At 71.0% G+C, this 13,967-nt stretch carries 11 protein-coding genes; 1 reads left to right on the top strand and 10 read right to left on the bottom strand.

Translation table 11 applies throughout. The features are described from left to right. The 3 genes from AC1D1T_RS01750 to pabB all read right to left on the bottom strand — a co-directional run bounded on the left by AC1D1T_RS01750 (window position 1) and on the right by pabB (window position 3,842). The gene (locus tag AC1D1T_RS01750) at window positions 1-1,620 is read right to left on the bottom strand and encodes a thioredoxin family protein (protein WP_477824438.1); all 1,620 of its coding nucleotides are present in this window, start codon (window positions 1,618-1,620) and stop codon (window positions 1-3) included. Window positions 1,621-1,704: 84 nt separating this feature from the next. Further along, window positions 1,705-2,436, bottom strand: a complete 732-nt coding sequence (locus AC1D1T_RS01745; RefSeq protein ID WP_477824437.1) for a hypothetical protein — start codon at window positions 2,434-2,436, stop codon at window positions 1,705-1,707. Continuing rightward, complete coding sequence (pabB, locus tag AC1D1T_RS01740) at window positions 2,433-3,842, bottom strand: aminodeoxychorismate synthase component I (protein ID WP_477991282.1); 1,410 nt, start codon at window positions 3,840-3,842, stop codon at window positions 2,433-2,435. Before pabB ends, AC1D1T_RS01745 begins: the two co-directional genes overlap by 4 nt. A gap of 27 nt (window positions 3,843-3,869) precedes the next feature. Between pabB and AC1D1T_RS01735 the strand changes: the two genes are divergently transcribed. Beyond that, a complete protein-coding gene (locus AC1D1T_RS01735) occupies window positions 3,870-4,397 on the top strand; it encodes a chorismate--pyruvate lyase family protein (RefSeq protein ID WP_465110059.1) in 528 nt (175 codons plus the stop codon). Window positions 4,398-4,400: 3 nt separating this feature from the next. Here AC1D1T_RS01735 and AC1D1T_RS01730 read toward each other — a convergent pair whose 3' ends face one another. From AC1D1T_RS01730 to AC1D1T_RS01700, 7 genes are all read right to left on the bottom strand, one after another. Beyond that, on the bottom strand, window positions 4,401-5,258 hold the full coding sequence (locus AC1D1T_RS01730; protein ID WP_477824435.1) for a 2OG-Fe(II) oxygenase: 858 nt from the start codon (window positions 5,256-5,258) through the stop codon (window positions 4,401-4,403). After that, window positions 5,255-5,872 carry a hypothetical protein gene (locus AC1D1T_RS01725; RefSeq protein WP_477824434.1) on the bottom strand — a complete coding sequence of 206 codons (618 nt, stop codon included), beginning with the start codon at window positions 5,870-5,872 and terminating at the stop codon, window positions 5,255-5,257. Before AC1D1T_RS01725 ends, AC1D1T_RS01730 begins: the two co-directional genes overlap by 4 nt. Continuing rightward, window positions 5,869-7,227 carry a cytochrome-c peroxidase gene (locus AC1D1T_RS01720; protein WP_477991280.1) on the bottom strand — a complete coding sequence of 453 codons (1,359 nt, stop codon included), beginning with the start codon at window positions 7,225-7,227 and terminating at the stop codon, window positions 5,869-5,871. Before AC1D1T_RS01720 ends, AC1D1T_RS01725 begins: the two co-directional genes overlap by 4 nt. A gap of 65 nt (window positions 7,228-7,292) precedes the next feature. Then, window positions 7,293-9,602 (bottom strand): alkaline phosphatase family protein, encoded by a 2,310-nt coding sequence (locus AC1D1T_RS01715; RefSeq protein WP_477824432.1) that lies wholly within the window; start codon window positions 9,600-9,602, stop codon window positions 7,293-7,295. 178 nt (window positions 9,603-9,780) lie between these two features. Next, a complete protein-coding gene (locus AC1D1T_RS01710) occupies window positions 9,781-10,695 on the bottom strand; it encodes a hypothetical protein (protein WP_477824431.1) in 915 nt (304 codons plus the stop codon). Further along, a complete protein-coding gene (locus tag AC1D1T_RS01705; RefSeq protein ID WP_477824430.1) occupies window positions 10,667-11,785 on the bottom strand; it encodes a type IV toxin-antitoxin system AbiEi family antitoxin in 1,119 nt (372 codons plus the stop codon). Before AC1D1T_RS01705 ends, AC1D1T_RS01710 begins: the two co-directional genes overlap by 29 nt. A 99-nt stretch (window positions 11,786-11,884) precedes the next feature. Then, a partial coding sequence (locus AC1D1T_RS01700; RefSeq protein WP_477991278.1) for an ATP-binding protein occupies window positions 11,885-13,967 on the bottom strand: 2,083 nt, incomplete at its 5' end.

The raw sequence follows: 13,967 nt of genomic DNA, 5'->3' as shown, positions 1-13,967 counted from the left end.
TCAGGCCGTCTTCTTCGGCGCCGGCTTCAGCAGCGCATCGCAGGTCGCGCGCTGGCTGTCACCGTCGGGCAGCTGCTTGCACACGCCGTCGAGTTGCGCCTGCAGCCGCTTGAAGGCCGGGCCGTGGCCGGGCGCGCGCTGCCAGGCCAGCAGCTTGTCGCCGGCGCGTTGCAGCGAGCGGGCGCTGCGCTCGTAGAAGGCGCCCGGCTGCTCCGCTTCCTTGAAGAGCTGCTGCGCCGCGCGCTCGATGCGCGCATCGTCCTGCGGCGACAGGTCGACCAGCGCCGCCAGGTAGCGCGCGCCCCATTGCAGACGGGTCGCCGGGCCCTCGCTCTTGTCGAACGATTCCTCGTACCAGTGCAGCGCGCCGACCTTGTCGCCGCGCTTCTTCGCGTTGGCGGCGAGGCCCAGCATCAGGTAGTACGGCGAATGGCTCTTCGCGAGGTTGGCCTTCAGCAGCGCGTCCGATTCGTCCAGCAGCCCGGCCATCTCCAGCATGTCGGCCGCGCTCGTGATCACGGCCTGGCGCTCGTAGCCGTCGGTGATCTCGCGGTCGGATCGCGCCGCCAGCTCACGCACCTCGGCCAGCAGCGCCTCGGGCATCGCCGGCGTCGCGTCCTTCGGGGCATCGATGCGGGCCAGGTCGACGCGCGCGATCAGCGCGGTCAGCCGGTCGGCACGCGACAACGTGGCGTCGGCCTGCAGCCCCTTCAGCGCCCCGTCGAAAGCGGTCAGCAACTGCGTGCGCTGCGGCGTCTTCGCGGCCGACAGCACGCGCACCAGGTCGGCGGCGCTGACGGTCAGCACGTCCATCTGCGCGCGGGCCGCCGCCGGATCGGCCAGCAGCGCGAGCACGCGCTCGCGGTCGGCCGGGGTCGCCTTCACCGTGGCGGCCTCTCCAGCGGTCAAGGCCTTCAGCAGCAGCCGCTGTGCCGTTTCCGGCTGGTCGGCGGGGCAGCCTTGCGCGAGCTGGCGCAGCACCGCCACCGATTGCGCCTTCGGCAGCACCTGCTGCTCGTCGGTCTCCCACGAGTAGAACGCGAGCAGCTTCCAGTCGTTGGCCGACAGGCCCGCGGCACCGGCGCGCGCATCGGCCAGCACCGCCTTCACCGGCCGCTGCGCGCTGATGCCCAGCGTCAGCACCTGCGTGTACTGGGCGGCATCGACCTCGCCGGGCAGGCGCGTCACCTCGGCGCCGGCCGGGTTGAACAGCACCATCGTCGGATAGCCGCGCACCGCGAAGCGGGTGCCGAGCTTCTGCGCGCCGGGGCTGTCGCCGTCGATGTAGACCGGCACGAAGGCGCGCGAGCGCTCGATGAAATCCTGCCGGTTGAACAGCGTGGCCTTGACCTGGTTGCACGGCGGGCACCACTTGGCACCCCAGTAGACGAAGACCGGCTTGTTCGCGGTCTTCGCGTCGGCGAAGGCTGCATCAACGTCGGCGTCGCTCGCGGCCTGGCGCCAGGCAATGCCGGGCTTCTCGGGGGCGTCGTGCGGTGCGCTCGCGGCGCTGACGACGGGGGCAGTGGCTGGGGCGGGCGAGGGTGGCGCTTCCTGCCGGGAGCAGGCGGCCAGCAGGGCCAGCAAGGTCAGGATCGCAAGGGGCGGGTGGGTTTTCATGGGCATCTCCCGGGCGCAAGACACGGAGTGTGGCGCATCCTGTGGTGCGTCGGCGAGGGGGAGATCCTCGAAATCCGGCCGACCTTATTCGTCCGGCAACGAAGCGTCCGGCAGCGAAGGCGGGGCCCCCAGGTGCGCCTGCGCGTCCTCGTCGCGCCAGCCCTCCAGCGGCGTGGCGCGCGCGAGCGCCATCCACAGGTGGAAGGGCATGCGCATCGGCCGCCGCGGCGCGGGCCGTTCGACCTCGAGCCCGCCGCCGCGCGCCACCAGCACGCCGCACTCGGGCGGGATCTCGTCGGCCTGCGCGATGCCGTCGGCCAGCACGTACCAGCACTCGCTGCTCAGCTGCAGGTAGGCCGCGCGCTTGGCGGCGCGGCGCAGGTCCGACAGCAGGTCGCTGCGATGCACCTTGACCTCGTGGACGATCGGTTCCAGGTAGGCCTCGACGGTGGTGTGGCGGATCGAGAACACGTCGGGCATCGCCATCACCCAGCCCTCGTCGACCTTCGCGCGCAGCGACAGCCCGCGCCACGCGAGGCGGCCGGCGCGTGTCATCTCGCGCGCGACGCGCTCCACCAGCTGCTCGTGCGCGTCGCGGCGTGCGCGGTTGCGCTGCAGCGTCTCGGCCAGCACCGCGATGCCGGCTTCGGTGACGCGCAGCGTCTCGTGGCCCGACACCTGCCGCACCCGCTCGAGCAGGCCGAGGAACAGCAGCTCGACCTCGACCAGGTCCTGGCACGGCCAGCCGGCCGAGCGCCAGACCTCGCGCAGGCGGCGGCGGTGCACGCCGGTCAGCAAAGGGGTCGCCTGGTTCATTGCAACGGGAGTGTCGACCCCTCGCGCAGGGCGTGCAACAGCAGCCGGCCCTTGGCCAGCGTCTCGTCGAGCTCCTCGCGCGGGTCGGAGTCGGCGACGACGGCGCCGCCCACCTGCACCATCACCCGCCGGCCGTGCACGACCGCGGTGCGGATCACGACCGACAGGTCCATGCCGCCGGCCGCGTCGAAGTAGCCGATCGCGCCGGCGTACGGCCCGCGCCGCACCGGCTCGATCGCTTCGATGATCTCCATCGCGCGCACCTTGGGCGCGCCGGTCATCGAGCCGGGCGGCCAGCAGGCGCGCAGCAGCTCGGCGGTGCCGGCGCCGTCGCGCAGGCGCGCGCGCACCGTCGACACCATCTGGAACACGCTCGGGTGTGCCTCGATCTCGAACAGGCCGTCGACGCGCACGCTGCCGACCTGCGCGACGCGGCCCAGGTCGTTGCGCATCAGGTCGACGATCATCAGGTTCTCGGCCCGGTCCTTGGTGCTGGCGACCAGCGCGGCACGCTGCTGCGCATCGGCCTGCGCATCGGCGCCGCGCTCGCGCGTGCCCTTGATCGGCCGCGCGCTCACCTCGCGGCCGTCGAGCCGCAGGAAGCGCTCGGGCGAGACGCTTGCGATCGCGCCGTCCGGCAGCGGCAGGTAGGCCGAGAACGGCGCCGGGTTCAGCGCGGTCAGCGTGCAGTACAGCGCGAACGGGTCGCCTTCGAAATCGCCCTCGAGGYGGTGCGACAGGTTGGCCTGGAAGATGTCGCCCTGCGCGATCAGCGCGAGCACCTCGCGCACCTGCTGCAGGTAGCGCGGGGCCGGCGTGCGCGAGCGCATCTCGCCGGCGCGGAACTGCGTGGCCGCCGGCATCGGCCCGGCCGCCSGGGCGAGCGTGGCGGCGTGCACCGCGTCGCGCGGCGGCAGCAGGCCGGGCAGCTGCAGGCGGGCTTCGTACCAGCGCTGCGTCGCGTGTTCGTAGGCGAGCACCTGGTCGCACAGTTGCAGCCGCAACGCGGGCAGGTCCGGGTCGGCGGCGGCGTGCACCGGCAGCCGTTCCACGTGGCGCGCGAGGTCGTAGCCCAGCCAGCCAAGCCAGCCGCCGGCGAAGTCCAGCCCGGCGGGGCGCCCGGTAGCGGGCGCGGCGCTGCGGGCCAGCAGCTCGCGCAGCGCATCGAACGGATCGGCCCACCGCTGCAGCACCTGCCCGTGCGCATCGCGCAGCCAGGTGCCCTGCGCATCGGTCTCCAGCAACGCGGCGGGCGGTCCGGCCAGGTAGGACCAGCCGGACAGGCCCGGCATCGCCTTGCTGCTTTCCAGCAGCGCGGCCGGGCCTTCGGCGAGCAGCCGGGCGCACAGGTCCTGTGGCCGGCCGGTGAGCGTCAGGGGTAGGATCGTCGACTTCGAATCGGCCACGCAGTACACGCACAGGACACAGGGCGCATGAGTGTAGAGCGGCAAATCTTCCCTCCGGCGGCGCGGCACGAGCCGCTGCGCCGGCTGCTGCTGGCGCAGGACGGCTCCACCACGCGCACCTGCTCGGCGATGTGCGGCCTGCCGGTGCAGGTGATGCTGCACCACCAGCACCGCACGGCCGAGGTGCCGCGCACGGTGGCCGAGCAGCTGGGCGGCACGGCCTGGCTGGAGCGCGTGACGAGCCTGGTGGCCGGCGGCCGCGTGCTGATGGACAACCTGTCGTACACGCGGCTCGATGCGGTGCCGGACTGGTTCCTGCGCGGCCTCGACGAAGGCGCCGCGCCGATCGGCCACCTGCTGGCGCGCCTGTTCGTGCAGCGCCAGGCGATCGAGAGCGAACCGGCGCTCGAATCGGGGCTGTGGAAGGTGGTCGGCCTGCCGGATCCGCGGGCGAGCCGGGCCTACCGCATCGTCACGCCCGAGGGGCCGCTGATGCTGATCTTCGAGGTGTTCCGCGGCGCGATGCTGCCGCAGGCGGAGTTGATCGCCGACTGATCGTCATTGGCTGATGAACGGCCGCTCGCGCATCCACTTCGTCGCCACCCACTTCTCGCCGGCGAGCACCGGCCGGCTCGCATGCAGCGAGCGCTCGTCCCGCCCGTCGTACTCGAAGACCACCGCGTGGCCGCGCTGCGGCGTCACCTGCAGGCCGCGTTGCGGAAAATCGGTCTCGCCGCCGCCGGCCACGTCGTTCAGGTAGCACACCAGCGTGCTGATGCGCTGGCCGCTGCGCGCGATGGACGCGCGGTTGGCCTCGTTGACCGGCTGCAGGAAGTCGAAATGCGGCGCACTGCCGGCGCCGACCGGGTAGTGCAGCAGCTGCAGGCCTTCGCCGTGCGAGGCGGGCAGCCCCATCAGCGCGGCGAGCCTGCTGTCCAGCCGCTCGATCAACGGCGTCTCGGCGGGCCGGAAGAACATGCCGAGGCTGGCGCGCAGGCCGCTGCGCACGTCGCGCCCGCTCATCGGGTCGACCAGCGTCGACGGCTTCAGGCGCGGCCGGGCGAGCGCGATCAGGGCCTCGCACTCATCGGCGTCCAGCACGCCCTGCAGAACGGCGATCAACGGCGCATCGGTGCGCATCGCGACGCGGATGCGGCGATCGTCCACTTCGATCACCGGCCCGTCGGCCAGCCGCGCGCGCGGCGCCTGCGCATCGACGGTGTCGATCGGCAAGGGCGTGCCGCGCTCGCGCGCCCGCACGAACGCGTCGACGATGGCCCGGGCTGCGTCCGGCGCCACCTGGCGCTCGCACATCGCGTCGACCAGCGCGGCAGGCGATTGCCCTTGCGCCAGGTGTTGCGCGACCCAGTCGCCGAGCGCCGGCGTGAAGCGCAACTGCGAGGCTGCGTTGCTCATGCGCCCAACAGGTCCACCGCGACCCAGCCCCGTTCGGTGCGCACGAAGTTCTCCTCCAGCTGCGTCGTGCCGGCCCCGCGCACCATCCCGGCCACCACCGGGAACACCTTCTGGATCTCGCTGTCGCCGGTCCACGGCGCGGCGTCGATCCGGTAGGTGTAGGTCACCAGCGCATGGGTGTCGGGGCCGCGCTCGCCGCGGTCGAGCTTCCAGCCGACGACGCGGTCCAGCGTCAGGTGCGCGGCGCAGAAATCGCGCGTCTTCGCATCGCGCTGCACCAGGTAGCGCCTGCCGGCGTCGGTGAGCTCGAAGCGGCGCACCTTCATCTCGTGCTTCGTGCCCTCGTCGTCGACGACGACCTCGGCGACGCTGGAGCTGACGAGGCCGAGCCGCTCCAGCGGCGGCATCTGCCGCGCATTGCGGCCGCCGACATCGATCTCGTGCTGCGTCACGTCGATCGGCCAGGTGGACTTGCCCAGGCACAGGTCGCCGCGCTGGGCGAGGTAGCTGTTCATCGCGGCCGTGAAGGTGGCCTGGTCGGGGGCCGGGTGGCAGCCGGCGATGGCGAGCACGGCGCCCATCAGGGCGAGCAGTCGAAGCGAGAGTGGGTTCATTGCGTGCAAGGTCCGGTGGTCGGGGCCGACGCGGGCGGCTGGTAGCCGTCGGTCAGCGTGTTCAGGAAGCAGATCAGATCGACGACGTTCTGTTCGCTCATCGGCGGTGCGCTGTGGGCCTGGCGGCCGTCCAGCGGCATCTGCGTGTCGATGTTGGCGACGAACTGCGGCGGCAGGTCGTCGTATTTCTTCACGGTGCCGCCGGTGTACTGCGTCGTGACGAGGCCGTAGGTCGGGAAGCCCGCATCGGGCTTGGCGCGCGGCTTGCCGCCGACCGTCGGGTACCAGATCTCCGGCCAGGTGTCGCGCGTGTTGTAGAAGCGGATCACCTGCTCCAGCGAGTGCATCACGCCGTTGTGGAAGAAGGCCTTGCGGGTCGCCACGTTGCGCAGCGTCGGCGCCTTCACCATGCCGCAGAAGGTGTTGCCTGCGGCCGGCGGGTGGTCGCTGCGCAGCGGGCCGCACAGGCCGAGGTCGACATACGCCGCGTCGGCATTGGCCGGGATCGCCGGGTTGCGCGGCACGCCGATCGCCTCGTACGAGAAGTCGGTGAACAGCGCCGAGCTGCCGTTCAGCCCCGCGCCCTGGTAGTGGCACGAGGCGCAGTTGCCCACCTTCGGGTCGGCGAAGACCTTGAGGCCGCGCACCTCGGCCGGCGTCAGCGTGCCGCCGATCTTGTTGGCGGCGTACAGGTCGTACTTGCTGGAGTACGGGTGGAAGCTGCGGTCCTCCAGCTGGTAGGCCTGCAGCGCGAGCCCGGCCTTCGAGAACGCGGCGGCGGTGTCGTCGAACACGCCGGCGCCGAAGGCTTGCCGGAACAGCTCCGCATAGGGGCCGGCCTTCAGCTTCGCGACCACCGCGGCCGCGTCGGCATTCGCCATCTCGTTGGCGGCCAGCAGCGGCATCTGCGCCTGCGCGGCCAGCGTCGGCGCGCGACCATCCCAGGCGAAACCGCCGCCCGGGCCGGGCACGCTGATGCCGTCGGGGTTGTCGAGCAGGTCGGCGTACGGCGGCGTGACTTCCTTGTAGCGCAGCGACGGCACGGCGCGCGTGCCGCTGGCCTTCAGGTCGGCGCCGCCGGCCTGCACCGCGAGGTCGTTGGACGGCGCGTGCGCATTCTTCGGGTCATGGCAGGTGGCGCAGGCCATCTGACCGGAGCCGGACAGCGAGGTGTCGACGAACATCTTCTCGCCGACCTGGGCGGCCAGGCTGAGCGAGCTGGCCGCGAGCGCGGGTGTCGAGGCGGCAGCCGTCGCCTCGGTCGGCGCGTTGCGCCCGCCGCAGGCGGCCAGCGCCGTTGCCAGTGCGAAGGCCGCGGTCAGTGCCGCGGCCCGGTGGAGCAGGGTGGTGTGCATGGTGGAGCGGCCGCCGGCCACGGGTTGCCGTGCCCGGCGGCGGTGCTGCGTTGCTGTCGGAGGAGTTACTTCAACGACCAGACGCCGGTCTGCTGGCTGTCCGGGCCGATCTGCGCCGCGGTCGTCACGTCGGCCGACTGCTTGGCCGTGTAGGTGGCCGGTGCGACGAAGGCGTGGTTGATCGGCCGCACCGCGTCGAAGTGGGTGTCGGCGCTGCCGGCGAACTCGGGCAGGTTCATGATGTTGGCCGCGATGAAGTGCTCGGTGTACTTCGAGCGGTTCATGTACGAGCCGTCCACCGCCGGGTCGGCGAGCTGGAACATGTCCTGGAAGGTGCGCACCAGCGAGAAGTGGCTGTAGGCGTCGCTGTCGCTGATGCCCTTCGGTGCCGCGGCCTGGTTGCTCAGGATGCCGAAGATGCTCTGGCCGTGCCCGCGGTTGCCGCGCGTGTAGTTGTTGATCGTCGCATCCGGCGAGAAGCTGCCGTCGGCGTTCTGCTTCAGCGGCTTGGCCACCGCGCTGTTGGCCACGTTCCAGCCGCAGCAGGAGTTGAAGCCGCTGGTCGCATTGCCTTCGTCGAACATCAGCACGATGGCCACGCGGCGGTTCGGGTTCTTCCAGATCGGCGAGGCCTGGATGCGCTTGACCAGCGCGTCCACATAGTTGTCGCCGCGGGCGATGATGTTGCCGCCGGTGGCCACCGGCACGTTGTTGGCCACGCTGGCGCAGTCGCTCGCGGTGACGCCGGTGGCGCCTCCCGCCACGTCGCCCTTGACGGTGATGCCGTGCATGTCGTCGCACTGGTCGGGCACCAGGAAGTTCAGCGTGCCGACGTTGCCGCTCGCGAGGTCGGTGCCGAGCTGGTCGACGTCGTAGTTGGCCGGCACGGTGTAGGCCGTGCCGTTCTTCAGCACCGCATCCCACTGGCCGCCGCCCATCGTGCGGTTGCTGTACTTCCATTCCGGCGCGCTGCGCACGTTCTGGTAGGCCATGCCCGGGTGGTGCTTGGTCTTGTACAGGCCGGCCGGCATCGGCAGGTTCAGGTTGGGGGTGCCGATCTGCACGGTGTTGCCGGCGAGCGTGCCCGGCGCGTACATGTGGTCGGCGGCGACCACTGCGGCATCGGCCACGCTGTCGGTGCGGTAGTCCTGGCCCGGGTTCATCGACTCGTTGTAGGTGCGCCAGGTCAGGCCGGCCGCGCTCAGTGCGTTGAACAGGTTCGGCGCGGTGATGTTGTGGTTCACGCCGACGGCCTGCGTGCAGGTGGCGGCGAACGGCGAGCTCTGCAGTCCGGCCTGGGTCTTGTCCGGCAACGGCAGGTCCTTGACGGCGTTGTCGCCGGTGGCGTCGCAGTTCCACTGGCTGTCGTCGGTGATGCCGAAGTCGTCGCCGCCGCCGAGCGCGGTGTAGTTCGGCTCGCTGGGGTTGCCGGTCGCGTAGTACGAGGTCAGCTGGTTGCCGGCCTTCAGCAGCGCGTTGATCTTCGGTGCGAAGGCCGAGCCGGCGATCGACGAGGTGGCCTTGTTCTCGAGCATCACGACGAACACGTTGTCGTAGCGCGGGATGCCTTCGAGGTTGAACGCGGCCTGCTCGGCCTGCGCGAAGGTGATCTTCGCGCGCGTGTCGGCCGCGGTCGGCGCGGTGGCCTGCGTCACGTTCGCGGCGCCGGTCAGGCGCGGGTCGCCGCCGGGGACGGCCAGCGCATCGGGATAGAGGTCGCCGCGGTCGAGCTTGGTGATCGCGAAGGTGAAGCGGTTGTCCAGCACCTTGGCCTCGGCGAGCATCGCGGCCTGCTCGGTGCCGGTGACGCCGTTGACATCGGCCAGCAGGTGGGCCGCGCTCACGCCGATGCGGTCGGCCAGGTTCTGCTTCTCGGCGGCGTAGGTGCTGCCGTTGGCTTCCATCGTGCGCAGCACTTCGGACGACAGCGGGCTGATCACGATCGTGCCGCCGGCCTGCTCGACGACCTGGTCGAGCGAGGCGCGCAGCACGTCGCGGCTGGCGACCTTGGCGCCGCTCGCGGTGTTGACGGCGTCGGTGCCGATGTCGGCGATCAGCGCGGCGTTGGTGGCCATCGCGATCGTGAACTTGCCGTTGGCATCGGTCGTGACCGGGTTCTCGCTCGCCTCGCAGAGGCCGTTCGCGTTGGCGTCGACGCAGACCTTGGCGCCCTGGTAGTAGGCGGCCTTGATGGTCGGCTCGGTGGCGCTGCCGGCGACGAAGTTCGTCGCGGTGACGACGCCGCTGACGGTGGGCGTGGGCGCGGGCGACGAGCTGTCGCTGCCGCCGCAGGCCGCGAGCACGGCGGCGGCGAGCAGGGTCAGCGAGGCGGTGCGGGACGTCGAGAGGGCTGGTGCGGTGATGATGCTTCGCATGGCAGGGTCCGGGTGGTGGGTGAGCGCGGCGGACTCTAGGGAGCGCGCATGACGGATCGGTGTCAGGAACCGCGTCCGTCCTCACCTCGGTCGGCGCCAGGCCGCATGGCGGCTCGCTCTGCGGGCCTTCGTAAAGTACTTGTGGGTTCGTGTGTCGCCGAATGTCGGCGTCGCGCCGTCAGCGGCGGGATGAGCGCTCGACGAGTTCAAGGAAGCGGGTGACCGCTCCTGCGGCGAAGAGGCGTTCCCTGGCACGTTCCTGCTCCAGATCCGGATCGTCGCCGTACAGGAACCGTGCGTACTGCATCGGCCCATCGCGTTCATGCCCTTCCACGCCATCTCCATCGCAGAATCGGCGGCGCAAGGTGGACAGCGTCTGCCGGAAGGCGTCAGCGTGAAAGCCGGTGGCCATGCGCTGCGCGAAGAGTGCAGCGGTTTCTTCGAGCGGGCCGGCATAGCGCAGCACGTGCAGCAGGTCCCCCACATCCTTCGGCTCGTTGCGTTGTCCGCAGGCCAGGGCCTTCAGCAGGATGAAGGCGACGAGATCGGCGAAGCGCACGACCTCGGTGGCCTTGCCGCCGCCATCGAAGAGCTCGGCGGTGATTTCGATCTCGCGGTACCACTGGTGGACCACGCCGCAGTGCGGGATGCGGACCGCCGAAATGCCTTCCGCCGGCACCGCGCCGACGCGGCGTTCGACGGGCTCGTCGAGCGGGTCCTGCAGGAACTCGACGACCACGTGCTGGTGATGTCCGACGCGCCGTTGCCAGCGCCAGTTCACGGGTACACCGGCGGCGTTTGTCGCGCGCTCGAACTTCAGGGCCTGCAACTGCTCGGCCAGCGTCGAGTACGCACCTTCATCGGCCAGGACCTGGAGATTCAAAACGACATCGACGTCCTGCGTGCCCGCATGGGCCGGCACGAAAGGGTCGTCCTGTGGCGGGGTCAGGTACCGCGGCACCAGGCCGCCGACGAGGCGAATCGTGTCCTTGAGGGTGCCGAAACCTCGCAACAGATTGACCAAGGCCTGTTCGCAGGCGAGGGTCTGCACCTCGGTGTAGCCGTCAGCGGTCGCCGGCTTGTTGCTCGTCATGGTCGGCCTTCTGATCGACGCTGAGCACGGTGGCTCGCAGATGCTGCGCCAGTTCGTTGTTGCGACCGCGGCCATCCAGCGTGTCGGCGTAGGCCACGATCGGGCTCGCGAAGTGGCAGGCGGCGTCGCCCACCTGGCCGGGCACCATGGACGAGCGGCCCGTCACGGCGCGTTCGATGAGACGCACGTTGAAGCCGGCTTTCGCAGGCTTGAGGCCGAGCGCCGTGGCGACGGTCTGCGAGGTTCCAGGCGGGACGACCACGTCGACCACGTCGATGTTCGTCAGCCACGGCGCGTGGTGGTTGGCCGCTGCCGCGCCGGTGATGAACGTTCCGGGCTCTCGCCCGATCTTCTCCGCCACGGCGCGAAGCAGCGCAGCTGGATCCTGCGCGAACAGATACCCGTGCGAAGTCGAGTCACGCCGGGATCGATTCGCCGCGACCCATTCGTCGAGAACCTTGCCGGGGTTGATCAGGCGGCGCTGCAGTGCGCGACCGGCGCCTTTCGTCTCGATCAGTTCCTGTCGGGCCAGCTCGTTCACCGTCTGCGACACCGTGAAGGTGGAGGTTCCGCTGCGGACGGCCAGCTCGCCTCCGGCGTACCAGGCACCGCGTGCTTCCAGCAGTGCGAGCACGACCGCGCCGCTGGCACCTTGGTAGATCGACTGCGTGCGGCGTGCTGCCTGCTTGGGCGACGGGCGGTCGATGTGGATCAACAGGTCGCCGAACGCCAAGTGCATGCTGCCGCTGCCGTCGAAGTAGCCGAAGTTGCTTTCGCGAAGCAGGGTGCGCGCCGCTTCCGTCAGGTGGGGGCTGAGCAACACCACTTGGTCGGCCGGGGGCTGGTTCGATCCCGTCGGCTTGCTCTGGCGTTGTTGCCGCTTGAAGACCACCTCGCGGACGTCGCGGGGATAGGTGGCGCGCCTGTACTCGAAGGCCAGGAGGTGCCCCGATTCCAGCCGCATCCACCCGTGGGGGCCATCGCTGTCGAAAGCGGCCTGCTTGAGGTCGACCGCCTTGCCTGTCGCCTTGCCGAGCGACAGCATGAACTGATCGAGCAGTTGGTTTGGTGACGCGGTGCCGATACCCATCGGCGCATTCTAGATTTGGATTTGCTGATCAGCAAATAAGTAAAAAACCCATAACTTATGCAAAAGTGGCTGATTTGCTGTTCAGCAAACAAGGGGGCTTCACATCTCGGTCAGCACCGACAGCAGAAGCTCCATCTGCGCCTTCACCTCGACGACCAACTCGGGTGGCACCGCCGTGTTCTGGCGCAGCAAGCCTTCCATGTGCGCCGCGGCCGTCGCCAACGGCACGGCGCCCAAGGTCGCTGCCGTCGACTTCAGGTCATGCGCCAGCCGCAGCACCTGTCCGGCGTCGCCGGCCGCCTGCGCCGCGGCGAAGCGGCCGTTCCACGCCGCGAGCGCGTCACGCGCCGCCTGCAGCACGCGCAGGTAGAGCGCGGTCTGGCCTTCCATGCGGGCGAGCGCCGTCGCGAGGTCGAAGCCGGGCAGGGCCGCCAGCGCCGGCAACGGCGGCGGCGCGTTGGCGAAGGCCGCGATCTCGGGTCGGTCGGCCGGCATCAGCTGCTCCGCCGAGCCGGTCAGCCGGGCGATCACGCGGCGCAGCTGCGCGCGCGAGAACGGCTTCGTCAGGTGCGCCTGGCAGCCGGCCTGCAGGCTGCGCCGCTCGTCGTCGGGCAGCGCGTTCGCGGTCAGCGCCACCACCGGCACCGGTGCGCTGCCGCGCCGCCGCTCCAGCGCGCGCAACGCGGCCGTCGCCTGGTAGCCGTCCATGCCCGGCATCTGCACGTCCATCAGCACCAGGTCGTACGGTTGCGCCGCAAAGCGCTCGACCGCCGCCGCGCCGTCGTGCACCACGTCCAGCCGGTGGCCCTCGCCTTCGAGGTAGGCCTGCACCAGCAGCACGTTCTGCGGGTTGTCGTCGGCCAGCAGGATGCGCAGCGAGCTCTGCATCACGCCGGCCGGCTCGGGCGTGCTGGGCGCCCACACCACCACCGGCGCCTCGGTGCTGACGGGCAGCGACAGCTCGACGTGGAAGCACGAGCCCTCGCCCTCGCGGCTGTCGACGCCGATGCGCCCGCCCATCAGAGCCACCAGCCGGCTGCTGATCGTCAGGCCCAGCCCGGTGCCGCCATAGGCCCGCGCGACACCGCTGTCGGCCTGCGTGAAGGCCTCGAAGATCGTGCGCTGGCGGTCGGCCGGGATGCCGATGCCGCTGTCGCGCACCTCGAAGCGCAGAACCCCCGGTGCATCCGCCACCCGGTGCACCGCCAGCGTCACGCTGCCGCGGTGCGTGAACTTGACGGCATTGCCCAGCAGGTTGCGCAGCACCTGCGCGAGGCGCGGCGCATCGCCGTTGACGACCGCCGGCAGCTCGGGGTCGAACTGCGTCAGCAGCCGCAGTCCCTTCTGCGACGCGCGCGCCTCGAACAGCACCGTTTGGCTCGCGACCAGCTCGACCAGCGAGAACGGCTGGGGGTGCAGCTCCAGCAGCCCGGCCTCGATCTTCGACAGGTCGAGCAGGTCGTTCAGGATCTCCATCAGGCTCGCGCCGGCCGACTGGAACAGCGCGACGTGGCGGCCCTGGCGCTCATCGAGCTTGGTCTGCGCGAGCAGCTCGGCCGAGCCGAGCAGCGCGTTCATCGGCGTGYGGATCTCGTGGCTCATGTGCGCGAGGAACTCGCTCTTCATGCGGCTCGCCGCCTCGGCACCGGCGCGCTCGCGCTCCAGCTGCAGCCGCTCGGCGCGCAGCACGCGCCGGCCCTGCCAGTGCGACAGCGCCGCGAAGCAGGCCGGCACCACCAGCACCGGCAGCAGGTTCGACAGCTGCGAGCGCCACAGCACGCCGGCTGCATCGAGCAGCAGCAGCCCGAGCAGCGTGACGGCGCTCCAGCCCAGGTCGGCATGCGAATGCAGCGCGCCGCGCCGCAGCGCGACCAGGCCGGGCAGCAGCGCGGCCAGCCACCACAGCGCATCGAGCGGGGGCCGCGGCGGCGCAAACAGCGCGCCGGTGGCCAGCGCCGACTGCACCTGCGCGAGCGCGGCCGGCGCCCAGCGTGGGCCGAGCGGTGTCTGCACGCGGTCGCTCAGCACGGCGCTCGCGCCGATCACGATGGCGCGGCCCTGCACCTGCTCGCGCAGCGCGTCGTCGCGCAGCGCGCCGCGTGCGGCCTGCACGACCGACACATACGGGCGCAATGCGACGGCATCGCCGCGCGCCGGCCAGCGCGGGCGCACGCGGCCGGCC

It is taken from the genome of Rhizobacter sp. P2_H3, from assembly GCF_056403355.1.
The sequence above is the reverse complement of the archived record's forward strand: the minus strand, read 5'-3'. Positions and strand labels throughout refer to the sequence as shown.

Coding starts and splice junctions, on each gene's coding strand:
- AC1D1T_RS01750 (WP_477824438.1), bottom strand. CDS start 1,620: ATGAAAACCCACCCGCCCCTTGCGATCCTGACCTTGCTGGCCCTGCTG.
- AC1D1T_RS01730 (WP_477824435.1), bottom strand. CDS start 5,258: ATGAGCAACGCAGCCTCGCAGTTGCGCTTCACGCCGGCGCTCGGCGAC.
- AC1D1T_RS01725 (WP_477824434.1), bottom strand. CDS start 5,872: ATGAACCCACTCTCGCTTCGACTGCTCGCCCTGATGGGCGCCGTGCTC.
- AC1D1T_RS01705 (WP_477824430.1), bottom strand. CDS start 11,785: ATGGGTATCGGCACCGCGTCACCAAACCAACTGCTCGATCAGTTCATG.
- AC1D1T_RS01745 (WP_477824437.1), bottom strand. CDS start 2,436: ATGAACCAGGCGACCCCTTTGCTGACCGGCGTGCACCGCCGCCGCCTG.
- AC1D1T_RS01710 (WP_477824431.1), bottom strand. CDS start 10,695: ATGACGAGCAACAAGCCGGCGACCGCTGACGGCTACACCGAGGTGCAG.
- AC1D1T_RS01720 (WP_477991280.1), bottom strand. CDS start 7,227: ATGCACACCACCCTGCTCCACCGGGCCGCGGCACTGACCGCGGCCTTC.
- AC1D1T_RS01715 (WP_477824432.1), bottom strand. CDS start 9,602: ATGCGAAGCATCATCACCGCACCAGCCCTCTCGACGTCCCGCACCGCC.
- AC1D1T_RS01735 (WP_465110059.1), top strand. CDS start 3,870: ATGAGTGTAGAGCGGCAAATCTTCCCTCCGGCGGCGCGGCACGAGCCG.